Source organism: Colwellia sp. MEBiC06753, assembly GCF_053470325.1.
The window spans coordinates 85,497-110,446 of the sequence record NZ_JBQMTM010000004.1; the positions used below are offsets into that span (position 1 = coordinate 85,497).

Annotated in this window: 22 protein-coding genes; 7 read left to right on the forward strand and 15 right to left on the reverse strand. The window is 40.9% G+C overall.

The annotated features are described in order from the left end of the window. Nucleotides 1–24 precede the first annotated feature (24 nt). Nucleotides 25–807, forward strand: a complete 783-nt coding sequence (locus tag ACOB82_RS04840; protein WP_448211809.1) for a 3-hydroxybutyrate dehydrogenase — start codon at nucleotides 25–27, stop codon at nucleotides 805–807. A 114-nt stretch (nucleotides 808–921) separates the two neighbouring features. Here ACOB82_RS04840 and ACOB82_RS04845 read toward each other — a convergent pair whose 3' ends face one another. Beyond that, entirely contained in the window at nucleotides 922–1,863 is a 942-nt protein-coding gene (locus tag ACOB82_RS04845) for an alpha/beta hydrolase (RefSeq protein ID WP_448211810.1), read from the reverse strand. Then, nucleotides 1,863–3,116, reverse strand: coding sequence for an MFS transporter (locus ACOB82_RS04850; RefSeq protein ID WP_448211811.1), 1,254 nt, complete (start codon nucleotides 3,114–3,116; stop codon nucleotides 1,863–1,865). The genes ACOB82_RS04845 and ACOB82_RS04850 overlap by 1 nt, the downstream gene beginning before the upstream one ends. A gap of 140 nt (nucleotides 3,117–3,256) precedes the next feature. Between ACOB82_RS04850 and ACOB82_RS04855 the strand changes: the two genes are divergently transcribed. Then, entirely contained in the window at nucleotides 3,257–6,679 is a 3,423-nt protein-coding gene (locus ACOB82_RS04855; RefSeq protein WP_448211812.1) for a hybrid sensor histidine kinase/response regulator, read from the forward strand. An 11-nt stretch (nucleotides 6,680–6,690) separates the two neighbouring features. Here the strand turns inward: ACOB82_RS04855 and ACOB82_RS04860 are convergent, their stop codons facing one another. The 4 genes from ACOB82_RS04860 to ACOB82_RS04875 all read right to left on the reverse strand — a co-directional run bounded on the left by ACOB82_RS04860 (nucleotide 6,691) and on the right by ACOB82_RS04875 (nucleotide 11,653). Beyond that, on the reverse strand, nucleotides 6,691–7,464 hold the full coding sequence (locus tag ACOB82_RS04860) for a hypothetical protein (protein ID WP_448211813.1): 774 nt from the start codon (nucleotides 7,462–7,464) through the stop codon (nucleotides 6,691–6,693). A gap of 68 nt (nucleotides 7,465–7,532) precedes the next feature. Continuing rightward, complete coding sequence (locus ACOB82_RS04865; RefSeq protein ID WP_448211814.1) at nucleotides 7,533–8,198, reverse strand: response regulator; 666 nt, start codon at nucleotides 8,196–8,198, stop codon at nucleotides 7,533–7,535. A gap of 87 nt (nucleotides 8,199–8,285) precedes the next feature. Further along, entirely contained in the window at nucleotides 8,286–10,577 is a 2,292-nt protein-coding gene (locus tag ACOB82_RS04870) for a TonB-dependent receptor (RefSeq protein ID WP_448211815.1), read from the reverse strand. Between the two features lie 128 nt (nucleotides 10,578–10,705). Next, nucleotides 10,706–11,653: an extracellular catalytic domain type 1 short-chain-length polyhydroxyalkanoate depolymerase gene (locus ACOB82_RS04875; RefSeq protein ID WP_448211816.1), complete on the reverse strand. Its 948-nt coding sequence runs from the start codon at nucleotides 11,651–11,653 to the stop codon at nucleotides 10,706–10,708. Between the two features lie 175 nt (nucleotides 11,654–11,828). Between ACOB82_RS04875 and ACOB82_RS04880 the strand changes: the two genes are divergently transcribed. Then, nucleotides 11,829–12,536 carry a substrate-binding periplasmic protein gene (locus tag ACOB82_RS04880; protein ID WP_448211817.1) on the forward strand — a complete coding sequence of 236 codons (708 nt, stop codon included), beginning with the start codon at nucleotides 11,829–11,831 and terminating at the stop codon, nucleotides 12,534–12,536. A gap of 25 nt (nucleotides 12,537–12,561) precedes the next feature. On the opposite strand, the gene ispB is transcribed toward ACOB82_RS04880, so the two are convergent. Beyond that, the gene (gene ispB / locus ACOB82_RS04885; protein ID WP_448211818.1) at nucleotides 12,562–13,533 is read right to left on the reverse strand and encodes an octaprenyl diphosphate synthase; all 972 of its coding nucleotides are present in this window, start codon (nucleotides 13,531–13,533) and stop codon (nucleotides 12,562–12,564) included. 207 nt (nucleotides 13,534–13,740) lie between these two features. Here ispB and rplU point away from each other — a divergent pair, with 207 nt between their 5' ends. The 3 genes from rplU to cgtA all read left to right on the forward strand — a co-directional run bounded on the left by rplU (nucleotide 13,741) and on the right by cgtA (nucleotide 15,658). After that, nucleotides 13,741–14,052, forward strand: a complete 312-nt coding sequence (gene rplU / locus ACOB82_RS04890; RefSeq protein WP_448211819.1) for a 50S ribosomal protein L21 — start codon at nucleotides 13,741–13,743, stop codon at nucleotides 14,050–14,052. Between the two features lie 18 nt (nucleotides 14,053–14,070). Next, complete coding sequence (gene rpmA / locus ACOB82_RS04895; RefSeq protein ID WP_448211820.1) at nucleotides 14,071–14,328, forward strand: 50S ribosomal protein L27; 258 nt, start codon at nucleotides 14,071–14,073, stop codon at nucleotides 14,326–14,328. A 163-nt stretch (nucleotides 14,329–14,491) separates the two neighbouring features. Beyond that, nucleotides 14,492–15,658: an Obg family GTPase CgtA gene (gene cgtA, locus ACOB82_RS04900; RefSeq protein WP_448211821.1), complete on the forward strand. Its 1,167-nt coding sequence runs from the start codon at nucleotides 14,492–14,494 to the stop codon at nucleotides 15,656–15,658. A 69-nt stretch (nucleotides 15,659–15,727) separates the two neighbouring features. Here the strand turns inward: cgtA and ACOB82_RS04905 are convergent, their stop codons facing one another. Continuing rightward, a complete protein-coding gene (locus tag ACOB82_RS04905; protein ID WP_448211822.1) occupies nucleotides 15,728–16,864 on the reverse strand; it encodes a hypothetical protein in 1,137 nt (378 codons plus the stop codon). Between the two features lie 370 nt (nucleotides 16,865–17,234). Between ACOB82_RS04905 and folA the strand changes: the two genes are divergently transcribed. Beyond that, on the forward strand, nucleotides 17,235–17,726 hold the full coding sequence (gene folA, locus ACOB82_RS04910) for a type 3 dihydrofolate reductase (RefSeq protein WP_448211823.1): 492 nt from the start codon (nucleotides 17,235–17,237) through the stop codon (nucleotides 17,724–17,726). Here folA and ACOB82_RS04915 read toward each other — a convergent pair. The 7 genes from ACOB82_RS04915 to surA form a co-directional block, all read right to left on the reverse strand. Then, a complete protein-coding gene (locus ACOB82_RS04915) occupies nucleotides 17,723–18,223 on the reverse strand; it encodes a putative 4-hydroxy-4-methyl-2-oxoglutarate aldolase (RefSeq protein WP_448211824.1) in 501 nt (166 codons plus the stop codon). The two genes, folA and ACOB82_RS04915, sit on opposite strands and share 4 nt — an antisense overlap. A 184-nt stretch (nucleotides 18,224–18,407) precedes the next feature. Continuing rightward, nucleotides 18,408–20,426 carry a HAMP domain-containing methyl-accepting chemotaxis protein gene (locus ACOB82_RS04920; RefSeq protein WP_448211825.1) on the reverse strand — a complete coding sequence of 673 codons (2,019 nt, stop codon included), beginning with the start codon at nucleotides 20,424–20,426 and terminating at the stop codon, nucleotides 18,408–18,410. Between the two features lie 220 nt (nucleotides 20,427–20,646). Beyond that, entirely contained in the window at nucleotides 20,647–21,453 is an 807-nt protein-coding gene (locus ACOB82_RS04925; protein ID WP_448211826.1) for a symmetrical bis(5'-nucleosyl)-tetraphosphatase, read from the reverse strand. A gap of 2 nt (nucleotides 21,454–21,455) precedes the next feature. Beyond that, a complete protein-coding gene (gene apaG, locus ACOB82_RS04930) occupies nucleotides 21,456–21,845 on the reverse strand; it encodes a Co2+/Mg2+ efflux protein ApaG (protein ID WP_448211827.1) in 390 nt (129 codons plus the stop codon). A gap of 1 nt (nucleotide 21,846) precedes the next feature. Further along, nucleotides 21,847–22,662 (reverse strand): 16S rRNA (adenine(1518)-N(6)/adenine(1519)-N(6))-dimethyltransferase RsmA, encoded by an 816-nt coding sequence (gene rsmA, locus ACOB82_RS04935; protein WP_448211828.1) that lies wholly within the window; start codon nucleotides 22,660–22,662, stop codon nucleotides 21,847–21,849. Next, a complete protein-coding gene (gene pdxA, locus ACOB82_RS04940; RefSeq protein ID WP_448211829.1) occupies nucleotides 22,659–23,642 on the reverse strand; it encodes a 4-hydroxythreonine-4-phosphate dehydrogenase PdxA in 984 nt (327 codons plus the stop codon). The genes rsmA and pdxA overlap by 4 nt, the downstream gene beginning before the upstream one ends. After that, nucleotides 23,642–24,949: a peptidylprolyl isomerase SurA gene (gene surA / locus ACOB82_RS04945; protein WP_448211830.1), complete on the reverse strand. Its 1,308-nt coding sequence runs from the start codon at nucleotides 24,947–24,949 to the stop codon at nucleotides 23,642–23,644. The genes pdxA and surA overlap by 1 nt, the downstream gene beginning before the upstream one ends. Nucleotide 24,950: the final 1 nt, after the last annotated feature.

The following is a 24,950-nucleotide window of genomic DNA, read 5'->3' on the forward strand; positions in this document are numbered from 1 at the left end:
TTATAACGGATAAGAGAAATAGAAATGTTAGCAGGAAAAACCGCATTAATTACCGGTTCAACCAGTGGCATTGGTTTAGCAACAGCACATGTCTTAGCAGAGCAAGGTATTAATTTAGTGCTTCATGGCCTAATGTCCGATCAAGAAGGGCAGGCGCTTGCAGCTGAATTTGCCAAGCAATATGGTATTGAGGCGTTGTTTGATAGCGCTAATTTAATGGATGCCGCAGCAATTACACAAATGATGGATAACGCACTAGCGACCATGGGAACGATTGATATTTTGGTTAATAATGCCGGTATTCAACACACTGAACGGGTTGAAACTTTTCCAGCGAATAAATGGGATGCCATTATCGCAATAAATTTAACCTCGGCTTTTCACACCACGCAAAAAGTATTAGCTGGCATGAAGACAAACGGGTGGGGACGCATTATTAATATTGCCTCGGTGCATGGTTTAGTTGCCTCACTTAATAAATCGGCCTATTGTGCCGCCAAACATGGCATTGTAGGTTTGACGAAAGTGGTAGCGATGGAAAATGCCGAATTTGGCATTACCTCGAATGCGATTTGTCCGGGCTTTGTTGATACTCCATTAATTGTTGAGCAAATTCAGCAAACTGCGGAGCGCGAAGGTCTTGATTTCGCTACTGCTAAACGTAATACCGTAATGCAAAAGCAATCCTTACCGGAAATGATGGATCCAAGACAAATTGGTGAATTTGTCTTATTTTTATGTAGCGATACCGCTCGCACGATAACGGGGGCGGCATTACCCATTGATGGTGCCTGGACGGCGCAATAAGTGTTCTGGTTTGTTAATACGCTAGCCTATAAATAACTATAAAAAAAACGGCGAAATATCGCCGTTTTTTAGCTTATGGTTTAGCTCAAAAATGTACTTATAATCATTTCGCAATCAGCGTTTAATAAAATCAGCAATATAGTGATAACTTTGTTGGCACGCCTCTGGCACTAGGTTATGCAGCAACATATAGGCGTGAATCATGCCTTCAAATTGATGATGCTCAACATCAACACCATGATCAGCGAGCTTTTGCGCATAAGCGATACCTTCATCACGCAATGGATCACAACCAGCAGTTAGTACTAAGGTTGGCGGTAATTTATCACTAAACGAACCATGTAATGGCGATGCCGCTGTCACTAGCACATTATCGATAAAAAGCGATTGAAAATATTGCTCGAAATACCATTTCACCCGCGCTTTTTCTAATAAGAATCCTTCGCCATTTTCCTCAATCGATGGCATCTGCATGGTGTAATCAACACTGGGGTAGACCAGCATTTGCTTATCTATTTTAATTGCCGGATTTTCTAGGCTACGCATTGCTAATGTCGTGCAAATTGCGCCGCCAGCACTGTCGCCTAAAATATAAATCTGCTGATTGTAATTAACCCCCTTAAGTACACTTTGATAGTGAATTAAAGCATGCTGACAATCGTCAATACCGTTAGGGTAAGGATGTTCTGGCGCCAAGAGATAGTCTACGCAAATTACAACGCATTGGCCGAGGTTAGCCACCATTCGGCTGATGGGATCATACAAATCAACACTGCCACACATATGGCCGCCGCCATGAAAATGCATGACTACCGGCAGTGCTTGTTCCGGCGCTGGACTATAAACCCGAACAGGAATGGTGCGATCAGTTAACTGAAAGGCCCTATCTTCAATAAAAGCAGGAGCGGCAACGTCAGGTAATAGTGCCGCAAGTTTGTTTAAGTTAGCCCTTACTAATTCAGGGGTATATTGAATGCCATCAGCTTTGGCTTGTGCTTGCGCCAAATTGACTTGAGCTAAAAACTCATCAAGTTGTTTTGAAACGGTACCGCGCATTATACGTGCTCCTGTGATTTAGCTGTTTCTGGTAAATAGAAACTTCCAATAAAAAATGTACAGCTAATTAATGAGATAAGGAGTAAAGAGGCAGTATAGTCACCTTGATTGATATCAACCAGTTTGCCAAAGACCCACAAAACCACGGTAGAAAATAAGTAACTGATCGAATAAAACAAGCTAAAGATAATCGTAATTCGTTGGCCACTCATGTTGGGAAGTTCATGAGGAATTGAAACTAAGGCGGTAATCGGGAAAAAGATGAAAAAACCCAACACCATAGCCGATAATGTTTGAATTTCTAAGCTAGGGCTAAAAGATAAGCCCAAAATGGTTATCACCATAACCAGCCCAGACCAACGAATAACAGGCACACGTTTGGGGAACTTCTTGCTGTAGATAATACCCGCTAACGTACCGATAATCCCAAAACCAATCACCCATTTACTTTGGCTAATGCCGGCTTTGGGATAAAAAGTAAATAAACAAATATAGAAAGCTAATAATCCTGAGTAGGTTAGGGCATATACCCAGTTGAATTTATCTTTTAAGCCTTCACGATAGTGGTAGTGCTCTGGCTCGGGAACTGGCGCGGCGCTTTCTGAGATTGATTGTGTTGGGCTTTTTTCCGCACTTTGCCCTGAACTTTGCCCTGAACTTTGTTCTGAATTTTGTCGTGAACTAGGCGCTGAATTTTCAAACTTCACTAGTAACCAAGCAAAGGCCATTAATAAGCTGGCGATAGAGAACAGTAACAAACTGTTTTGCCAACTGCCGGTAATCTGATTGATCCCGACCATCGACCATAAAATAACGGCGGTACCAACATTAAAAGCTACCGCATTAAGGCCGTTAATCGTTGGACGTTGTTCAGCACTGAACCAGTGCATTACGATGGGATTAAAATAAACAATCATAAAGGCGCCACCTAGCCCCATTAAAAATCGGCTGACCAGCAAGATTTCATAATTTGGCGCAATTGGCGTAAAAGCCCCGATGGCAATTAGTAAGGCAGCGATAAAAAACGCATATTTAATGCCAAATTTAATCGATAACCAAGCGGCGCCAAAGGTACCAACAATTTTAGCTAAGGTCACCGCACCACTAATAAAGCTGGCGGAAGCTAATGATTCAACCTGCATTGATTGCATGATTTGATTCATGCTGGCGGTACCACCAACCCATGCCATCGCAAATAATACATAGCTAAAAAAAACGATAAACTCGACAAGGTATTTGTTGGTTATTTTCATAAATCTTTTTGAAATTATTCTAGTTATTCCTCACCTTAGCGCATCTTAATTAAAAAATAAGTACTACCTTAGTGTACTGCCAATTCGAAATTGCCATGGTATGCTGAGCTATTCATTAAAAAAATATCAATGGTTGTAATGTGTTAGTTTGGCAGTCGTTTGATTCTTGGCTTATCAGCTTACTTTCAATCGCGTATTTTTTCGTTCTATTTGGTGTGGCCTATCGCGGTGAAAAGCAGGCGCAAGAGAAATGGCGTAGTCGTCCGTGGGTTTATGGTATTTCACTAGGGGTTAGCTGTACCTCTTGGGCGTTTTATGGCACGGTTGGTCAAGCGGCAACAACCGGACAATGGTTGGCGCCTATTTACATTGGCACTATTGGTTGCTTCGTGCTTATTTGGCCAATGTTGCTGCGAATGCTAAAGATCAGCAAGCAGCAAAATATTACCTCAATTGCCGATTTTATTGCCTGTCGTTACGATCGTTCACCTAAAATTGCCGCGTTAGTAACCTGTGTTGCACTGCTTGGTACTATTCCTTATATCGCATTGCAATTACGGGCAGTTAGTACCAGTTACGACTTGCTTACTGGGACTTATCAATCGGGCATCGGCACGACCTTTATGGTGACGCTAGTGCTGATTGTATTCAGCATTTTATTTGGCGCAAGGCAACTTGCAGTGAGTCAACAAAATCGTGGTTTAGTGCTGGCCATTGCCTTTAGTTCGATAGTGAAGTTATTTGCCTTAACCTGTATTGGCCTGTTTGCAACTTTCTTCATTTTTGACGGCGTTAACGATTTACTTAATCACATTGAGCGGGTAACTCCAGCAATCGAAGCCACTTCGAACAGCACCATCTATTTCGCCATTTCTCAGGCATTATTGGGTATTATTACGATTGTGGTTTTGCCTCAGCAATATCATATGACCATGATCGAAAACCATCATGAGCAAGAGTTGAAAACCGCGCGCTGGCTTTACCCACTGTATTTAATCGCCATCAATTTGTTTATTTTACCGATTGCTATTGCCGGATTAATTACGTTCCCTGGGGGCAGTGTTGATGCCGACACTTTTGTTATTACGTTACCGCTATTTTTCAAACAATCTTGGTTAGTGTTACTGGTTTATATTGGTGGGCTTGCCGCAGCCACCAGTATGGTGATTGTTGCCACCATTGTACTAAGTACCATGTTGTCGACAGAAATAATTAACCCGCTGTTATTAAAACGACAAAGTCGATTAACCAAAGATCGCCCACAGCTCTCCGGCCTTATTTTGAATTTACGCCGTATTACCATTGCAATTCTATTGCTATTGGCTTTTGCATTTGAACGTATTATTGGGCCACAAAACCACTTAGCAACTATAGGGTTACTGTCCTTTGTATTGCTTTCGCAACTTGCCCCTTTAGTTGTTGCAGCGCTCTATTGGCGGCAAGCCACCACTAAAGGCGCTATGGTCGGTTTATTATCTGGCAGTTTAGTGTGGCTGTATTTATTATTGTTGCCCGTATTGTTCGCCGATGCTAACTGGATATCGCAAGGGCTATTTGGCTGGCATTGGACGGCGCCAACTTATCTGGCAAGTGTAACTGGCTTGGATGATATCAGTAACGGCTTGTTGTTTAGTTTGCTGATCAATTGCGGCTGTTTTGTTGGTGTCTCGCTAACCAGTAAACGAACCTTAGGTGAAAAACTGCAAGCCGAGCTTTATATTCACAAGCCGCAGCGCAGTCATTACCCACAATTAACTATCCCTGATCTTGCGCATTTGTTACGTCGGTTCGTTGGTGATACGGCCGTTGACGAATTACATCGGCTGGTTCAAGCCGAGAAAAATAACGACAAGTCTCAAGATACCTTGTTGGAATATACTCGTTTACAGTTATCTGGCGTACTTGGTTCTGCATCTACGCGCATGGTCATGAACGCGGCAATTGAACAAAAAATGCCGTTGGCGGATGTCGTCAATATTGTTGATGAAGCTAGCAAAATATTTCAGTTTAATCGCGAGCTTTTACAAGCGGGTGTCGAAAATATCGAGCAAGGCATTAGCGTGGTTGATGCTGATATGCGCATTGTTGCTTGGAATAAGCGCTATATTGAGTTGCTAGATTATCCAGAAGGCTTTGTTGTTGCCGGTAAGCCCGCAGAAGAGCTACTGAGGTTTAATGCTGAACGGGGCATTATTGATGGTGATGATATTGAACAGTTAATTGCTCGTCGTATTGAATATATGCGCAAAGGCACCAGTCACCACTTTCAGCGCATAATGCCTAATGGTGTAGTGCTTGAAATTCGCGGTCAAGCCATGCCAGGCGGTGGCTTTGTTAGCACTTTTTCAGATATCACCGCTTATATTGAAACCGAAAAAACCTTACAACAAATTAATGAAACGCTGGAAAAGCGAGTGACAGAGCGCACGGCGGAGCTAATTTCTGCCAAGGCGGAAGCGGAAGCGGCTAACAGTAGTAAAACTCGATTTCTAGCGGCAGCCAGCCACGATCTAATGCAGCCATTTAATGCATTGACACTCTTTACCACCATGTTGCAAAAGCGAGTAGAGACGCCAGAGCTAAAAGAATTGGCGGGTAATATTCAGCATTCATTGTCGGCGGTGGAAGGTTTGTTATCGGATCTTATCGAAATTTCTAAGTTAGAAAGCAGTGCCCCGAAAGTAGAAATTAGCCAATTTCCATTAAGTGAGTTGCTGGCGCCACTAATTAATGAATTTAAAGCGCTGTCTACGCAGCAAAACATAGATTTCCGCTATTTTATCTCCAGCTATCAGGTGGAAACAGATAAACGCATGGTGCGGCGAGTTATTCAAAACTTTTTATCAAATGCTTTTCGCTATGCGCCACAAGGGAAAGTATTACTTGGTGTTCGAAACCAAGGAAATAACGTAGTGATTGAAGTGTGGGATAACGGTATTGGTATTCCGCAAGATAAACAGCAACTGATTTTTAAAGAATTTGAGCGGTTAAAGCAAACTGAAAATAAGCCTGGTTTAGGCTTAGGATTAGCAATTTCAGAGCGCATCGCTAATTTATTAAATTTAACACTTGGTGTGCGCTCAATCGCAGGTAAAGGCGCGGTGTTTAGTTTAATGCTCCCTCGTACTCGCTTGGTTACAAATAAACAATCAGTATTAGCTCCGCAGGCCTTAGATAAAGCTAGTGGCGATTTTGCTGGATTGAATGTGTTGGTGGTAGATAATGAGGCGTTATTATTAACCGCACTTAGCGCTCAATTAACTGAATGGGGTTGCCAGGTACTAGCTGCGACCAATCAACAATCGGTTATTGAGCAAATGGCTGACGGTGATTTTCAGCCAGCCATTATTATTGCGGATTATCATTTGGACGATGGTGAAAATGGTGTTGATTTAGTTAATGAACTTATTCAGCAATTCCACTGGCAGGCACCATGTATTATCTGCTCGGCTGATCCGTCAGAACCGATTCGACAGCACACCAGTCAATCGAATTTTAGCTTTATGCGCAAACCTATTAAGTCGTTGGCATTGAAAAAAGCGATAAAGCAACTTTTGTCGTAAGCAAAAACACCTTAGTTGTCAATAATACCGCGATAAGAATGCAATAATTTGTGCCACTGTTCATCATTGCTAAGTAACTTAATTTGCGGGGCAAGCTCTGTATAAACTTCAGCTAATGCGGGTGGGACTAACAGCCGTCGATCGTAAACATCATGAGGCCGAGGGGAGACGAAAAATTTATCCTGCCAGTTTGAATGGTTAATTATATAGTGAAATGTTGAACCAGTAATAACAGCAAAATCAACGCGTTGATTTAACAACATTGAAAATAAATCAGTTTCTTTAACAGTATTAATGCGAATAATCTGTTCTTGCTCAACTAGCTCATTAATACCGAAGTAGTAAAACCCACGAACGCCGCCAAAAACCTTACCAATAAGTGAATTAGCCCCAAGATAATTCACTTGGTTTGCTTGCAGTGACACTATTTCATCTTGGTCGGTAAATATCTTGCCAGTCCACAGGTATTTATTTTCTGCTCTGTCGTCAAACCATACCGGATTAACACCGATAAGCACACCGTTAAGCTTCTGCTCTATCAACATTTTATCGATGCGCTTACGTGGAAGGAACATTAATTCGTAGTGATATTGCTCACTGGTGTCATTTAGCCAGCGAGTTAAATCATAATAAATACCGCTTTGCTGATCTTGATCAATAACTAAAGGAGGTTTTAGATGGTAGCTATATAGGTTAATTGTCGTTTTACTTTGAGCAACACTTTGCGCTAAGTCTAAAAAATATAAAGCGCATGAAGCCAAAATGATGAGTAGCAGCTTTCCCATATAAATCGATAAATTGCATGGTTTATCTGTTAACTATAATCGAATTTTAATTAATTAATAACCGTTTGTTAAATAACTTCATGTTGAGGTGGAGTCAGTGAGAGTTGTTGATAAGCCAAACCAGCCATAGTTCGATTATTAACACCGAGTTGTAGCAATATTGCCGAGACATGTTTTTTAACGGTATTTTCCTTAATATTGAGAATGCCCGCAATTTGCTTGTTTAGTTGGCCATCGGCAATTAGCGCTAAGACATTATATTGCTGAGGTGTAAGCTGAGCGAGTTGCTTGGCTAATTGTTGGTGTTTTACATTAGTTGACTCATCATTGCCGTGTTCAATATCTTCCGGTAACCAAATATCGCCATTAAGCACACAAGTTACCGCTTGTGCAATGGTATCAAGATCAACCGATTTTGGAATGAATGCTGCGGCACCAAAGTTGATTGCTTTACGCATAACTTCTGGGCGTTCATCAGACGAGACCATAATAACGACTAGATCAGAATGATTATTTTGCAATTGCGCTAACCCCGTAAAGCCATCATTACCGGGCATATGCAAATCAAGAAAGACAATTTCTAGGCTGGGCGTAGTACTGATATTTTGGAGTAGCTCACCAAAGTTTTCTGCTTCAATAATCTTGGTATCTGGCAAGCATTCTGTCACGGCCTGTTTCAGTGCTGCTCTAAACAACGGGTGATCATCGGCAATAATTACTTTGGCATCAGACATAGCTATTCTCCATCGACTTTACAAAGGTTATTATGAAAAAAAGAGCTGATTGATACCAGCTCTTTTATTCCGTTAATTATAGATTGTTTAGAATCTATAACCGACCGTTAAATGAACGGTACGAGGGTCACCATAGTAAGCAATCAGAGTTGTATCACCACCTAAGCCAGGAGTGAAATCGCCATTTTCATCGCGACCAACAAAGTTATAGCCGCCAACCATATACTCTTCATCAGTTAGGTTTTTGCCATGAAGGCCAGCGTACCATTTACCATCAATGCCTTCCCAAGTGATACTAGCATTTAACGCGCCGTAGCCATCTTGTTTTAAGTCTTCACTGTCTTCGAACAATAAGTAATCACTACGGTAATAGTAGCCGGTATTAAAAACAAAATAGCCAATGTCGGTATCTAAGGTATAGTTTGCAGTAAGTGATAATGTATTGTCTGGTGTATTGGATAAGCCAACTAATGGCACCGCCACTGAGTCGTCTTTTTCGATTTTGCCATCAAGATAACCGTAAGCTAAATCAAAGGTTAGATTTTCGCTGGCAACCCAAGTAACTTCTGCTTCAATACCTTTAACCGTTGAGCCTTTGATATTGCCTAAGTTTTGGTTTAATACCGTAAAGTCGTCAGGATCTGGCGTCACGGTAATGTATTGGCGGTCGGTATGATCAAGAGAGAACAAAGTAATATTAGTTCGCAGCGTTTCATTCCAATCTTTTTTCATGCCAAGTTCATATGAATCTACAATTTCAGGGTTTGCAGCTGATTCATTGAGTGTGGCTCTAGGGTTAAAAGTACCTGATTTAAACCCTTGAGCATAGCTGGCGAAAATCATGGTTGTGTCATCCCATTGATATTCCAAACCGACACGTGGCGTAAAGCGTGACCAATCTTTGGTTTTCGGACTATCTAAAATACCATCACCGTTTTTATCTGTGCCTAAAACTTGTGGGAATGTCACATCACCGCGTTCAAAGCCAGGGACCCAGCCATCTTCTGGGTAGACATTAAAGAAGGCTAAGCCATTGTTTACATGGGCTTCTTTTTCTTCTTTGGTGTAGCGAGCGCCAACAGTCAATGACAATTGTTCGGTAAGGTCAATGCTACTTTGTACATAAGCTGCCTTACTATTACTGTTATTACAACCGGTAACTTCACGAGTTAAACCTGGTGTGCCAAAGGCTGCACGGCCTAAGAAACCTAATACTGCATCAAAATGACCACAAGACTCACCATCGTAGTAATAAAGGCCGCCGACGATGCTGAAGCTTTCGCCAGTGAAATTGGCTTGCAATTCATGACTGGTGTTTTCATCGTCATAAAATGCAGGTACATCGAAAATATCTAGCGGTGTATTGTCAAAGTCGATATTAGTATCGGAATTACTTTCACGAGAAGAACCGACATATTTTAATGCTAAGTTATCTGTTGCTTGCCAATCTGCGACGAAACTAAAACCTTCTATTTCAACAGTGTTCCATGTTGGCATGCTGGTGTAGGAATCAAATACACTGCTAGGAGTAGGTGCATTGGTTAGCAAACTCGGTAATAAGCGGTAACCGCCTTTGGCGTTTGAGTCATCTTTGGTTCTATCCCATGCTAAACGCATAAATAAATCATCAGTGGCGTGATACTCTAATGTAAGGCGAGAAGCGGAAAGGTCTTTATTGTAGTTTTCTTTGTCTTGGCCTGACAATGCCGATACTTTAAATTCACCAAAGCCATCACGGCTTAAGTCAGCATGACCAAAGCCTAGAAATAATTTGTCTTCTACAATTGGAATTTGGCCTGTTACTTTAATGTCTCGTTGCTTGTAACTGCCAACAGTGCCTTCAATATTAAACTCCAAATCACCAGACATTGGTTTAGTCACGTACTTAATCGCACCACCTATGGTGTTTTTACCGTAAAGCGTACCTTGTGGGCCACGTAAAATTTCCACTCGAGAGACATCAAGCAAATCAAGTACAGCGCCTTGTGGACGTGCCATATAGACATCATCAATATAAATACCGACACCTGGTTCATAGCCCCACAATGGATCTTGCTGACCAACACCACGAATAAATGCGGTAAGGGTTGAATTGGTACCACGACTGGTTTGTAAAGTGGTATTAGGAGAAAAGCGTTGGATTTCAGTAAGTACGGTAATGCCATTTTCAGTAAGCTCAGCATTACCAATTGACGTTACTGCCACAGGTACACGCTGTAAACTTTCAATTGATTTACGAGCGGTAACTTCGATTACCTCTAGTGTGCCGGCTGCTTTTGCTTCGGTATTTGCGGCTTCTTCTGCGATTGCGGTGTGACAACCGAGTGCTGCCGTTATCGCAAGCGCAATGCAACTTTTATTTCGCATGTGCTTTGTCATGAAATTCCCCTTGCCTGTTATATTTTTATTGTAAATTTTTATAGTGATTAAACTGTATACCAATGCTGAGATAAAATAATTAGCACTATAGTAGCATTGGCTAACACATTGTTTTTATTGGTTAAATGCTAAGGTTTGCTATTTTTCGATAGGAAAAAGTCGATAATTGCGGGCATGGCAGCAATCGGTGATTCAAGTAAATAGTCGCTTGGTGTTCCGCCATTAAGTTGTGCAGGGTTAACTGCAATGCCATGAGTTAAATTATCAATAGTGACCAGTTGCAAAAACGTTTTCTGATCTGCCTCCCATAGACTTTGTCTATAACCTTGTGCCTGGCTGACTGAAGGTTGCATTGATAATTGATTTAGGCTTTGCCATTGCTTTGCTAAAACTAAAGCATTTTCTGGGTGAACTATGTTGTCTTTAGCACCAGTCCAGATCGAAAGGCGCGGCCATTTGGCAACGTCTGGATACATAGTTTTAACTTTTTCCGCGAGTTTATTTTCAGGGCTTGGACCATTGCGCATGCATGAAATAGCGGTAATTAAGTTATCTGCACAAGGATAAGGAATACCTGCAACCACGGCACCTGCATCAAAAAGATTCGGATAGTGTATTAATAGTGAAGCTGACATTGCTCCGCCGGCTGACAAACCGACGATATAGACACTGTTGGTGTTAATTTGTTGCTGGAAATGGGACACCATATTTTTAATAGATAAAGTTTCCCCGCTATCGCGCTGGTTATCTTGCTGTGAAAACCAGTTAAAACATGAAGTGATATTATTGTTGGATGATTGTTGAGGAACTAATACCGCAAATTCATGTTGCTTTGCTAAGCCAATTAAGCCTGAATCTACAGCGAGAGTTTCACCGTTTTGGGTACAACCATGTAATAGGACAACTAGAGGTAGACTAGTTGAACTTGAACTGGGTAAAAAATAACTAGCGGTAAGCTCGCCTGGGTTCTGACCAAATTTGTCTAGTGCTTTAAATGAAGCAAGGCTTGAAAACGACAATAATAATGTAAGAAGTGCTGAAATTTTAAACCAATAGTTAACCTTATTATGTCTCATGCTTATTGTCTCATCTCTTAATGCTGACAGTTCAATAAGTTTGAATTAATTACCTCTGGCTCACAATGGTACTTTAGTGTGAATGTTCGCGAATTACGTGTGATAAATGATATTGAGCTATAGTTAGAGGGTAATGGCACGCTCATGTACCCTTGTAAAAATAAGTGAGTAAAACTTGAAACATTGGCTAGCGATAATAGTAAGTTGGTTGTTATTGGCTTTGTGCATTGCTCGTGCTGAACAGTTACCCACCACGTTAAGTTTTTGCTTTGAAGAATGGACGCCTTATGCATTTACTGATGAAAGTGGCAAGGCGACTGGCAGTTCAGTAAATCAAATTGAAAAAGCGTTAGCCAAGCAAGGTTACAAAGCTCGCTTTATTGAACGGCCATACCATCGCTGTATTGAAATGGTGAATAATCAGCTAGTCGATTTTGTCTTATATGTTGATGAAAGTGATGGTTTGCAAATGATAGGTAGGCCCATTGCTAACTGGACATTAACCTTCGTTGTCCCTAAAAGTAGTTCAATATCAACGAATGAGATTATCCAACGAGCTAAAAGTAAGTTATTGATCGGTAGAAATTATATTTATCCAGAACCTGTTCGAAAGTTACTTAAGCGTAAAAATTTAGATATTTTAACTGCCTCGTACAGTACTAGTACGGCGGATGAAGTTAAACGGTTATTCGAAATTGTTACTTCACGTAGGGTTGACGCCATGCTGATTGATAAAACTTGGGCTGAAATGATTATTCAACAATATGGCTTTGAGGTTAAAGTGCTACCTGATGTGATCCACGAAGAGCCGCAATACATAGGGTATCACGTAAAAAACCAAACTAAAGCTCACCAATTAATGTTAGCTTTAGCGGTTCAGTAACTGTGTATAATAATTATATAAAAGTCTAAGCGCTGCGGTTGGCTGCAATATGAGCCAATGCAACTAATGCATCTTTATATTCATTATCAGGCAGCGGGCTTAACGCGGTGATGGCTTTATCTGCTTCCTGCTCGGCTTTTTGTTGGGTATAAGTTAATGAGCCTGTTGCACGCATAGCATCGAGGATCTCATCTAAATGCTCCATGCCGTTGCAATGCTCAATGGCATCGCTAATTAATTGGCGTTGCTGCTCATTGCCGTTAGCCATGGCGTAAAGTAACGGTAGTGTCGGTTTGCCTTCCGCTAAGTCGTCACCAACATTCTTGCCCATTTCTTTAGCATCGGCGGTATAGTCCATAATGTCGTCAACTAATTGGAATGCTGTTCCTAGGTGTTTACCGTAAGTTGCTAATGCTTGTTCAATTTGAGGATCGGATCCTGCGATCACTGCGGCAAGTTGTGTAGCGGCTTCAAAAAGCCTTGCGGTTTTACAGTAAATCACCTGCATGTAACTATCTTCAGTAGTGTTAGGGTCATTACAGTTCATTAGTTGCAGCACTTCACCTTCGGCGACGACATTAGTGGTATCAGATAAGATCTCCATGATCTTCATCTGTTGTAGTTTTACCATCATTTGGAATGAACGAGTGTAAAGAAAATCACCGACTAATACGCTGGCACTATTGCCAAATAAAGCATTGGCGGTTTCTCGACCTCGGCGCATATTGGACTCGTCGACTACGTCATCATGCAGTAAAGTTGCTGTGTGAATAAACTCGACGATCGCCGCGATCGCAATATGATCCTTGCCCTGATAATTGATTGCTCGAGCCGCCAATACGCTGAGCATAGGGCGCATTCTTTTACCCCCTGCATTTACAATATAGATACCTAATTGATTAATAAGTGCGACATCTGAGTTAAGTTGGCTGTAGATTAAATCATTAACTTCGGTCATGTCCTGACTGGCAAGTGACTGAATTTTATCAAGTTTCATACGTTGTTATACAAGGGGTTTACGAATATTTATGGGTCACAAGTTTACACTAATTTTTAACAGAATGAAGCGAAGATAAAAAAGTTAAAATAATTCTATAATTAAAGTGATTTTTACCTTGCGATCATTTAATGCTTCGAGTAGAATTCGCGCCCTATATTTTTAAATTTAAGCACCAAAATAAACCCGGTGCGGTACGGAGTAGCTATGTACGCGGTATTCCAAAGCGGTGGTAAACAACACCGTGTAACTGAAGGTCAAACAGTTCGCTTAGAAAAGCTTGAGCTAGAAGTTGGCGCTACAGTTGAATTCGATAATGTTTTAATGATCGCTAACGGCGAAGACATCAAAGTTGGTGCGCCTTTAGTAGATGGCGGCAAAGTAACAGCTGAAGTTGTTTCTCAAGGTCGTGGCGATAAAGTTAAAATCGTTAAGTTCAAACGTCGTAAGCATTCACGCAAGCAAATGGGCCATCGCCAATGGTTCACTGAAGTGAAGATTACTGGTATTAACGGCTAATTTTAGGAGCATTTAAAGATGGCACATAAGAAGGCAGCAGGTAGTACCAAAAACGGTCGTGATTCAGAAAGTAAACGTTTAGGTGTTAAGCGTTTCGGTGGTGAATCAGTTTTAGCTGGTAACATCATTGTTCGTCAACGTGGTACTAAGTTCCACGCTGGTAGCAACATGGGTATCGGTAAAGACCACACGTTATTCGCTTTAGCTGACGGTAAAGTTCAGTTCGAAGTTAAAGGTCCTAAGAACCGTAAATTCGTTAGCATCGTAGCTGAATAATTTACAGGTTAACCTATCGAAAAGCCCTGCTACTTGGTAGCGGGGCTTTTTTTTGCGCGATAGCTGATTGGGCTTATCGGCAAAATCGCTTATAATGTTAAATCGCTTAACAATTAAGCGGCATGTTAAGAAATAAATTCATTTCGGAGAATACGAAAATCTTATGAAATTCGTTGATGAAGTCGAAATTCGCGCAGAAGCGGGTGATGGCGGTAATGGTTGTGTTAGTTTTCGACGCGAGAAATACGTAGAGTTTGGTGGTCCAGACGGCGGCGATGGTGGCGATGGCGGTGATGTATTTTTAATCGCTGATGAGAACTTAAATACGCTAATTGATTATCGCTTTGAGCGTTTCCATCGTGCAGAACGTGGCCAAAATGGTATGTCTCGTAACTGTACAGGAAAGGGCGGTAAGGATTTATTTCTTAAAGTGCCAGTAGGTACTCGCGCGGTTGATGTTGACACCGGTGAGCAAATTGGAGATTTAACTCGCCATGAGCAAAAGCTGATGGTAGCTAAAGGTGGCTGGCACGGTTTAGGTAATAACCGTTTTAAAAGCAGTACCAACCGTGCACCACGACAAAAAACCAATGGTACGCCGGGCGAAATACGTAACCTAAAACTTGAATTGTTATTGCTTGCTGATGTTGGCTTACTAGGCTTACCAAATGCAGGTAAATCAACGTTAATCCGCAGTGTATCCGCAGCTAAACCGAAAGTAGCAGACTATCCATTTACCACCTTAGTGCCTAATTTAGGGGTCGTGCGTTTAGATGCTCAGCGTAGTTTCGTTATCGCTGATATTCCTGGTTTAATTGAAGGAGCTGCAGAAGGCGCAGGTCTTGGTACCACATTTTTGAAGCATTTAGAGCGTTGTCGTGTCTTGCTTCATGTTATTGATGTTATGCCTGTAGATGGCTCAGATCCTATTGAAAATGCTAAAACGATTATTTCTGAGCTTGAGCGTCACTCAGATAAGTTAGCTGATAAGCCACGTTGGTTAGTGCTTAATAAACTTGATTTATTGCTTGATGAAGAAGCAGAAGAAATTAAACAAGAAATTATTGAAGCATTAGGTTGGCAAGGTAAAACTTATTCAATTTCAGCTTTCAATAAAATGGGTACAGAGCAGTTATGTGCTGATTTAATGAGCTTCATTGAAACATTGCCAGCAGAGCAAGAAGAAACGGTTGAAGAGAAAGCGGTTGAATTTAAATGGGATAGTTATCATCAAGATGCTATGGATGACATTGATGATGATGACGACGATGATTGGGATGATGACGATGATGATTATTGGGATGAAAACGTCGTTTATACCAAAGAGTAGTTCAATCATCTAAAGTTTATTTAAAGTAAAAAGCGAGCTAATGCTCGCTTTTTTAATTCTTTTATTAATTTATTTGTGATTTCGATTGGCAACTAACTTTGATAATACAAGTAAACTGAACGCCAATAATAGAATTGTTTTCGGCTCTGGTATATCGCGTGGCGGCTCACCAACTTCAGCAGCACGGATAAATAATTGCTCATAACCGTTTTCAATATGCGCCATTCTTAGGTCTACTGACATCATATCGTATTTGCCACTATAGATTAGACTGTTAAGATCTTCATTCCACAAGCCGAATGCTGCTGAATTAGCGCCAAGGTTTTGATCGACGGTAACGCCATCGGCAGGGTTTCCATTGACATTACATGAGCCTAAACCTAATACCGAACCATCAATAGATGAAACACATATTTCCCCATGAATATAGGCCCACTCATCTTCTGGGGTAGGTAGAATATTATCAGGCATAATAGAACCACCAGCGGCTGTCTGCGGCTGACTTTGAACAAAAGGTAAGGTGCCATTACCTGACAAGGTAAATTCAATTGAGTCACCAGTGGCAGAGTCAGTTAGGTAGACTCTTAACCAGCCAAGCATATCTTGTCCCGAATCTAATTGATCTTGCGCACCAGTTTCATTCAAGTTGAAGAAAAACATCATATCTTCACCGTTTAAGAATGTCTTTAATACGTCAATCTCGATATCCCACAAAGACAAATCAAAATCAGCAGTACCGGCATTATCATCGTCGATATTTAAGCTATCGGGGTTTGGCATTAACGCGTTGCCACCTTGAATATTGTCGTTAGTTAATACTGGTGATGGCTCATTTACCGCAAGCATAGCAAACAAATCTGAAGCACCAGCATTGGGGGTATTAAAAGCATCATCAATACCTGTTGCAGAGATATCTGAATTGTTTGTTGCCGAAGCAGGAGACGATGCGATAACAATATCATCATCAATTTTCCCTGGACTTGAATCTATATAATACGTGTCACCCGATACAGGTTTAAGAGAACCAGTTTCATTGAACTGGAGAAATGACATGGAAAATACAGTGAAGTCATCAAAGACTAGGCAATTACTGCCGCCTGTAAATCCACAATCTGGATTTGGCACCATCACACCCGCTTGGCTAGGTGGAATGAACATACATAGCGTAAATATGCATACCAAAATTAACTTAACGAGATACTTCATTTTACTGTACTCCGCAGTTATTTCTGTATCGTAAAATAAGCATAAACTGCGCCGCATATTAATTTAAACGAGAATTCATTAAGTTACATTTGTTCGCTAAAAATTCACTTTTAAAATGTTAAAGTATTGTAAAAAAAATCGACACTAATGACGTGTTGATCTTCGATTTGGAGCAGTCAGATTAAATAGGAAATCGGCGTATTAATCATTTTATCTGCCTAAGGTTTGAAACCTTTATAGAACTGAAAGACAGTAAAAATTAACAATAAGCTAGCAGAATTTGCTTTTAGTAGATTATCCCAAGACACTGATACCGACTCTTTGTATAATCGCCAACTAATAGCAGAATATCACGAGAAAACTACATATTATGACGACCCTTTCGATGATTGTCGCTCATGCAAACAATCGCATTATTGGCAAAGATAATGACATGCCTTGGCATTTGCCAGCTGATCTGGCTTATTTCAAACGTACGACCTTAGGTAAGCCGGTTGTAATGGGACGTAAAACTTTTGAGTCAATAGGACGACCGTTGCCAGGCCGAAAGAATATCGTGATTACCCGAAACCCTGATTATAAAGCTGAAGGGGTTGATGTTGTTCCATCAATTGAGCAAGCGTTAGCTTTGGTTAAAGATGTGGAAGAAATTATGGTAATTGGCGGTGGTGCTATTTATGCGCATTGCTTACCTGCTGCTGACAAATTGTATATTACTCATATTAACGCAGAAATTGAGGGGGATACTCAGTTCCCTTCATATGATCTCGAAAAGGATTGGCAGCAAATTAGTAGTGAGCATTATGTTGCAGATGAAAATAACAGCTACGACCTTGATTTTTGTGTTTACCAGCGCCGTTAACTGGGAATATTAAGCGCTGTTTTAGCAATTAGTACACCATTAGCATCAGCGTAAATCCAATCACCTGATGCTATGGTGGTGCCGGCAAAGCGGATTTCGATATCTTGATCACCTATATCACGTTTGTCCGTTTTAATTGGCGAAACACCTAAGGCTTTTACTCCAATAGCGAGGCTATTAATCGTAGTGACATCTCTGATACAGCCATTTATTACTAAACCTGACCAACCATTGGTTACCGCTTTCTCGGCCAGCATATCACCTAATAAAGCGCGACGCATTGAGCCGCCGCCATCAACAACAATGACTTTCCCGTTACCAGGTAGGTCGACTAACTTTTTCACTACCGAATTATCTTCAAAACATTTAACTGTTACCGCTTGCCCATAAAACACCATGTGCTGACCGTAATGATTAAATTGTTGTTCTAATACTGAAACGTCTTCTGGGTAAAGATCGCAAAGATCCGGCAATAGGTCGTAATTTTTATCTGTCATGCGAGTAGTAGCGTTTAAGCCCAATTGTTGACAACGAATAGTCTGAGCTTAGCTGATTGTGTCTTGGTGCAACAATTAACGAGCGTGATAATCAATATATTCATCAACAGATATCAACAATTATCCATTAAAAAAGCCGTGCTTTATGGGCACGGCTTTTAAATGTTAAATCAAGAATTTAAGTTTATAACTTAAATTCTTGTACAGACTGCTGTAACTCTTCGGCTAAACGAGCAACTTCGCTACTTGATGCAGCGGTTTGTTGCGCACCAGCGGTTGTTTGTTCGGCAATCGTTACAATTGATTCTAAGTTTTCGCTAATTTCATGGGCAACAACACTTTGCTCTTCTGCAGCTGTGGCAATTTGCGAGCTACGGTCAAATGCTTCATGAACTGCGTGTGTTATGGTTTCAAGAGCTTTATCGGCATTTTCACTTTGCTCAACACAGTTTGCTGCTTGTTGCTTACCTGTATCCATCACAGATACTGCTTTCGAAGCACCAGTTTGCAACACTTCAATCATGTTTTGAATTTCTTGTGTTGATTCTTGGGTGCGGCTTGCTAAGGTTCTAACTTCATCGGCAACAACAGCGAAGCCACGACCTTGTTCACCTGCACGCGCTGCTTCAATTGCCGCGTTTAGTGCAAGTAAGTTAGTTTGCTCTGCAATGCCACGGATAACATCAAGAATGCCACCGATAGACGCACTGTCTTGTTGAAGTTTATTGATAACTTGTGAAGCTGACTCAACTTCCTGAGCCAATAGTTGAATAGTTTCACGGTTTTTGCCTGAAATCGCTTTAACTCGCTCAGCTTCATCATCGGCTTGCTTAATTTCACCTAAGGCGTCATTAGCACTTGAAAGAACACTTTGTGAGGTGCTGCTCATTTCAGTTGTTGCTGAAGCGGCTTGTTCAACCTGATTACGTTGTTCTTCAATTGCTGTGGTACTTTGTGCGGTAACTGCCGAAGTTTCTTCTGCGGCAGCAGCTAGCTGCGTAGAGCGGCTAACAATACTCTGAATAAGGTTACGTAGGCTATCAATTAGCAAGTTACAGTTGCGAGCTAATGTAGCAAACTCATCTTTACCACTTTCATCAAGCTTATGAGATAAATCGCCAGACGCAACGATATTTAGCATGTCGTTGACGCGATTCAATGGACGAATAATGCTGATCAATGTGATGCGAGTGATTACGATGGCTGCAATGATCGAAATAATCATGATAATAATCGTTTGAGTATTACCACTATTTACTGAATCTTGTACCATTTGCTTGGCTTCTACTGTAGCCTCATCCGCTAATTTTTGCTGTTGACCTAAAATGACATTGGCATTAGCAATTTCATTTTTAGTACTATCAAGAGCAGCAGTTGCTTTGGCAATTGCGTCTAATTGCGCTGCTTTTGCCAGCATAATGCTACCATTTTCGGCAATTAACGAGCTAATGGTATCCAATGCTTCGGTTAGTTGTTCAGCTTCGTCGTCAACACCCGCCTTGTTTAATTCAGCGATAACATTTTGGATGTTTGTTGATAACTGACCAGCTTGGTTAAGTAAGTCGGTAGTAACAAATTCAACCGTTTGTGGATTAATCGAATCTCTGTACTCGAATGCCGAGCTTACAATTGAGTTTAACGACGTTTCAATGCTGCTACTTTGTTTTAATGCATCGGCTAGCTTAGTATCAGCTAGGTCGTGATCATAGAGGTCAAGTAATAAGGTTGCAGAGTCATCCGCGACTTCTTCTAAAGTGTCAACATTGTCACTTAATGCGGCAAGTTGTTCAATACTGGTTTGGCGATTGGCAATTACCGATTCAATATTTTGTCCAATAAGCTCATAAACGCCGTCTAACTTGTTTAAGTTGCTGATCAACTTTTGTTCTGATTGTGCGACTAATTTTAGTTTCTTATATGCTTGATCAAATACCACTTTGTTCTGGCTATAAGCTTCTTTATTCTCTGCCAATGGCGTCAATTCAGTTTGGTAGTAAGCACGTAATGTATTATTAAACATTTCGGTAAGCTCGATGGTTAAATCGTTACTACCGGCAAGCATTGGAATAGCCAAGTCGCTTACTTTCTTTGTTGAATTGTGAATATTATTGAGATTTAACAATGAAGATATACTGGTAATTACAAGCATAATTGCAATGATTGTAAAACCGCCAATAATCTTAACTGCAACGGTTAAATTCATAGACACCACCATTTGGAGTTAACGTAATAAGGGTTTAATTGGTAACCAAAAAACTGAAATATTGATTACTTTAATATATTTGTCACGCTTTATTTTTAATATCGACAAGAGCTGATATAAATTTAGACACTTTGGTCATTATAACAAGTGAAATATCTTTTTCACCAAAAGAAAAGACAAAAGAAATGCAGCTTAACATTTAAACAATGAATTTGTGACATTAATATAACTTTTCTTGGGTAAAAATTTGTTTGTCGTGCCAACGTAGCATTGTTAAGTGGTTGCCCCAAACACATCCTGTGTCTAAAGCATAAACATTGGCGACGTTACAATGCCCCATTAACGCTGCCCAGTGACCAAAAATCCAGCTAGTATTGGCTAAGTTAGCTAGTTTAAACCAGGGTAATAATGTTTTAGGGGCATAACTTGGTGAATCTTTACAATCAAAGTCTAGGCTGCCATCGCTGTAACAATACCGCATTCGTGTAAAAGCATTAATGGTATAACGAAATCTGTGAATTTTAGTTTTTACCATATGCCAATTGTTTGGACGTTCGCCGTACATGATGTTGAGCCACTTTTCGCGCTTTTTACCAGCTATTTTGTTTTGCGCAAATTTAGCGTTTTCTTTAGCTAATTCAATCGTCCATTGTGGCGAAAGGCCTGCGTGTGACATATAGGCTTTGGTTTTTGGTAGCTTTAAGAGCAGAGGTTGCTGCGCTAACCAGTTCGTTAAATCGTGAAGATTCGGTGCGCTAAGAAGTGGCGAAAGTAAATCAGACTTTTTAGGCTTTTTTAATCCTGCCTCTATGGCAAGCAAATGTAGGTCGTGATTACCAAGTACTGTCTTGGCGCTGTTACCTAATGATTTGACAAATTCTAAGGTTTCCAGCGATTTAGGCCCTCGGGCAACTAAGTCACCTGCAAGCCATAGTTGATCCGATTGAGGATTAAAATCGACTTTCGATAACAAAGCATCTAATTCGTCAAAACATCCTTGAATATCACCGACTAAATACAATGCCATAATTAATTTAAAATATTAGGTAACGCCAGTCGAAATACAGGAATATCTACCCAAAAGCGCTGCTGTTGCTCATCAATCATTTGATAGTTGCCATGCATAGTACCTACAGGCGTTTTAAATACCGAGCCACTCGTATAGGTAAAGGTTTTACCGGGCGCAATTGTTGGCTGTTTGCCAATAACGCCCTCACCCTCGACAATAGACTCATCACCATTCGCGTCGGTGATTACCCAACGCCGAGTAAGTAACTTCGCACTATGAGAGCCATGATTGGTGATATTAATGGTATAGCTAAACACATATTGCTCGGCGTCGATATCTGATTGTTCAGCCAAGAATTGCGAAGATACTTTGACAGAAATCGCAGGTGCTTGTTGTTCTGTGATGCTCATGTTATTCAGCTGCTGTTGGGTTGTCGTAGATATAATTGGCTAGCGCAATATAATTATCAATGGTTAAATTTTCAGGCCTTAGCGTTGGATCTAACCCTAACTCAGTTAACTGCTCAGCTGACAGCAATTTTTTAAAGCTGTTGCGAATAGTTTTACGGCGCTGGTTAAATGCAGTGACACACACGTTATTTAATGTAGCTAAGCATTTAACTGGATTTTCAATAGTGTCATGTGGAATTAACCGAACAATCGCTGAGTCCACTTTTGGTGGTGGCTGAAATGCCTCCGGCCCTATTTCCATTACTGGAATAACCTGACATTGGTATTGGGCCATAATAGATAACCGGCCATAGGCTTTCGAATTTGGCGAAGCAGCCATGCGATCAACCACCTCTTTTTGCAGCATAAAGTGCATATCTTGCACTTTGTCTTTAAATGACAATAAGTGAAAAATAAGCGGTGTTGAGATGTTATAAGGTAAATTTCCAAAGATTCTTAATGGCTTATCGTCAGTCGCTAAACTGGCAAAATCAAACTTTAACGCATCAATTTCATGTATGGTTAAGTGTGGCGCTAGAAATGGATGATGGCGTAAACGTTCTGCTAAGTCTCTATCAAGTTCAACAACAGATAACTTACCCGCTCTTTCGACAACTGGTTCGGTTAGTGCGCCTAAGCCTGGGCCAATTTCAATCAGGTTTTCTTCCGGTTCTGGATTAATGGCATCGACAATGCGGCTAATAATGGCATCGTTATGTAGGAAATTTTGGCCAAAGCGCTTTTTCGCCTGATGGCCTAAATGGGTGTTTTTGCTCATGATTGATTTTGCGCCAAATGAATTGCGGTATTTATTGCTTCTTTGATACTGCCGGTATCTGCTTTATCAGTTCCAGCTAATTCTAGGGCAGTACCGTGATCAACAGAGGTTCGAATAAACGGTAACCCTAAAGTGATATTCACCGACGAGCCAAAGCCCTTGTATTTCAGTACTGGTAAGCCCTGATCGTGATACATGGTTAAAATGGCATCAGCATCGTCTAAATATTTTTGCTGGAAAATGGTATCAGCAGGTAATGGGCCAATAATATCAATACCTTCGCTGCGTAGTTGCTCAAAGGTAGGTATCATCACTTCAATTTCTTCACGGCCTAAGTGACCGTCTTCACCGGCATGTGGATTGATACCGCACGCATAAATCTTCGGTGATTCAAGACCAAATTTAGTTTTTAAATCTTGATGAAGAATGCGAGTGACTTTTTGTAATCGTTCCGGAGTAATGGCTTTCGATACATAAGCCAGCGGAATATGAGTTGTTACTAACGCCACTCGTAACCCCGGTGTTGCTAACATCATGACCACATCAGAACAATTGGCCTGATGGGCGAAATACTCAGTATGACCACTAAAAGCGATACCCGCTTTATTTATTAAGCCTTTATGCACTGGACCTGTAACAATAGCGTCAACATCGCCAGACATATTCAATTCACTGGCAATTCTGAGCGTATCAACAACATAAGCACCGTTGGCTGGATCTAGTTGTCCTGGAATTACCGGCTCTGCTGTTGCGATGGGATGAATGGTTAAAGTGCCAGCTTTTTGAGGCTTGGCAGGTAACTCCGCATTGTATTCCTGTAATGTTAATGACAAGCCTAACGCTTTTGCGCGCTCTTGCATTAATTTAGGGCAAGCAACAACAATTAGCTCTACTGGCCAGTCTTGTTGTGCCATGGCAATCATTAAATCTGGGCCAATACCAGCTGGTTCACCAGGAGTGATAGCAATGCGGTTTACCATTACTTTGTACCTTGTTCAAAAATCTCAATAAAAGCTTCATCGCGGATTTCTTTAATCCAGCGCGCACTTTCCATTGAAAATTTACGATTAAACAATAATTGATATGCTTTGTTCTCGTTCATTTGTTTAGTCGCATCTAACATGCGACGACCAGTTAACTGAACAATATGCCAGCCAAATGATGAACGAAATGGTTTATGATACTCATCAATATCTAGTGTCGCTAACGCATCTCTAAATGCAGGGTCGTATGAGTTGGGATCCGCCCAGCCTAAATCACCACCACGAACTGAAGTTGGTCCCTCTGAGTGCTCTTTGGCTAACTCGGCAAAGTCGGCGTTACCAGCGGCAATATCATCTAGGAAACCTTGCAGCATAGCTTCGGCTTTGGCTTCACTTAAAATTATTGAGGGTTTTATTAGAATATGGCGGGCACGCACTTCTTCTACTTCAACGACTTGACGGCCTCGGATATCAAGAATTTTAACAATACTAAAACCCAGTCCAGTACGAATTGGTCCTAAAATTGTGTCTTTTTCTTTGCCATCAATAATTTCAGAGAACAAGGTTGGCAACTCATTGATGTTTCGCCAGCCTAATTCGCCACCTTGCAAGGCGTTTGAATCGCCCGATGAAGCGATAGCAATTTTCGCAAAGTCTGAGCCATTATTGAGCAACTCAATCACCTTTTCTGCACGTTCTTTGGCAGCATTCATATCAGCTTGCGTTGGCTCAGGTGGAAATTCAATTAAGATGTGACCTAAGTTGTATTCGACATCTAAATTGGTTTGCTCTTTCATTTCAGTTAATAAGTTTTCCACTTCTTGCGGTGAAATATATATGCGACGACGAACATTTGCTCTAGTTACCTCACCTGAAATTAGCTCAGTGCGGATGCTTTCACGATATTTTTCATAATCGATACCATCAGTCACTAGTGCTTCACGGAATTGTTCAAGCGTTAAGTTATTTTCTTTGGCAAGGTTAGTAATGGTCGTATCAAGCTGTGCATCACTTACTTGTACCCCCATACGCTCGCCCAATTGCAAAATTAAGCTGTCGTTAATCAATTTATCCATAACCTGAGTACGTAAAGCGCGATCAGATGGGAGGCTTTGATTATTTCTTTCAGCCCCTTTTTTAATGGTGGTTAATAGCTCTTGCACCTCTGATTCAAGGACAACGCCAGAATTTACAATTGCGGCTACTTTGTCTAGCGCAACTTCTTTAGCATTAGCGTTATTAGTGGTGAACATGCCAAACACTAATGTTGACATTAAGGTAAATGCAGTAATTGTTTTCTTCATG

What these genes read in the sequence shown, in the direction of transcription:
- ACOB82_RS04840 (WP_448211809.1), top strand. Translation starts at nt 25, where the DNA reads ATGTTAGCAGGAAAAACCGCATTAATTACCGGTTCAACCAGTGGCATT.
- ACOB82_RS04845 (WP_448211810.1), bottom strand. Translation starts at nt 1,863, where the DNA reads ATGCGCGGTACCGTTTCAAAACAACTTGATGAGTTTTTAGCTCAAGTC.
- ACOB82_RS04850 (WP_448211811.1), bottom strand. Translation starts at nt 3,116, where the DNA reads ATGAAAATAACCAACAAATACCTTGTCGAGTTTATCGTTTTTTTTAGC.
- ACOB82_RS04860 (WP_448211813.1), bottom strand. Translation starts at nt 7,464, where the DNA reads ATGGGAAAGCTGCTACTCATCATTTTGGCTTCATGCGCTTTATATTTT.
- ACOB82_RS04865 (WP_448211814.1), bottom strand. Translation starts at nt 8,198, where the DNA reads ATGTCTGATGCCAAAGTAATTATTGCCGATGATCACCCGTTGTTTAGA.
- ACOB82_RS04870 (WP_448211815.1), bottom strand. Translation starts at nt 10,577, where the DNA reads ATGACAAAGCACATGCGAAATAAAAGTTGCATTGCGCTTGCGATAACG.
- ACOB82_RS04875 (WP_448211816.1), bottom strand. Translation starts at nt 11,653, where the DNA reads ATGAGACATAATAAGGTTAACTATTGGTTTAAAATTTCAGCACTTCTT.
- ispB (WP_448211818.1), bottom strand. Translation starts at nt 13,533, where the DNA reads ATGAAACTTGATAAAATTCAGTCACTTGCCAGTCAGGACATGACCGAA.
- rplU (WP_448211819.1), top strand. Translation starts at nt 13,741, where the DNA reads ATGTACGCGGTATTCCAAAGCGGTGGTAAACAACACCGTGTAACTGAA.
- rpmA (WP_448211820.1), top strand. Translation starts at nt 14,071, where the DNA reads ATGGCACATAAGAAGGCAGCAGGTAGTACCAAAAACGGTCGTGATTCA.
- cgtA (WP_448211821.1), top strand. Translation starts at nt 14,492, where the DNA reads ATGAAATTCGTTGATGAAGTCGAAATTCGCGCAGAAGCGGGTGATGGC.
- ACOB82_RS04905 (WP_448211822.1), bottom strand. Translation starts at nt 16,864, where the DNA reads ATGAAGTATCTCGTTAAGTTAATTTTGGTATGCATATTTACGCTATGT.
- folA (WP_448211823.1), top strand. Translation starts at nt 17,235, where the DNA reads ATGACGACCCTTTCGATGATTGTCGCTCATGCAAACAATCGCATTATT.
- ACOB82_RS04915 (WP_448211824.1), bottom strand. Translation starts at nt 18,223, where the DNA reads ATGACAGATAAAAATTACGACCTATTGCCGGATCTTTGCGATCTTTAC.
- ACOB82_RS04920 (WP_448211825.1), bottom strand. Translation starts at nt 20,426, where the DNA reads ATGAATTTAACCGTTGCAGTTAAGATTATTGGCGGTTTTACAATCATT.
- ACOB82_RS04925 (WP_448211826.1), bottom strand. Translation starts at nt 21,453, where the DNA reads ATGGCATTGTATTTAGTCGGTGATATTCAAGGATGTTTTGACGAATTA.
- apaG (WP_448211827.1), bottom strand. Translation starts at nt 21,845, where the DNA reads ATGAGCATCACAGAACAACAAGCACCTGCGATTTCTGTCAAAGTATCT.
- rsmA (WP_448211828.1), bottom strand. Translation starts at nt 22,662, where the DNA reads ATGAGCAAAAACACCCATTTAGGCCATCAGGCGAAAAAGCGCTTTGGC.
- pdxA (WP_448211829.1), bottom strand. Translation starts at nt 23,642, where the DNA reads ATGGTAAACCGCATTGCTATCACTCCTGGTGAACCAGCTGGTATTGGC.
- surA (WP_448211830.1), bottom strand. Translation starts at nt 24,949, where the DNA reads ATGAAGAAAACAATTACTGCATTTACCTTAATGTCAACATTAGTGTTT.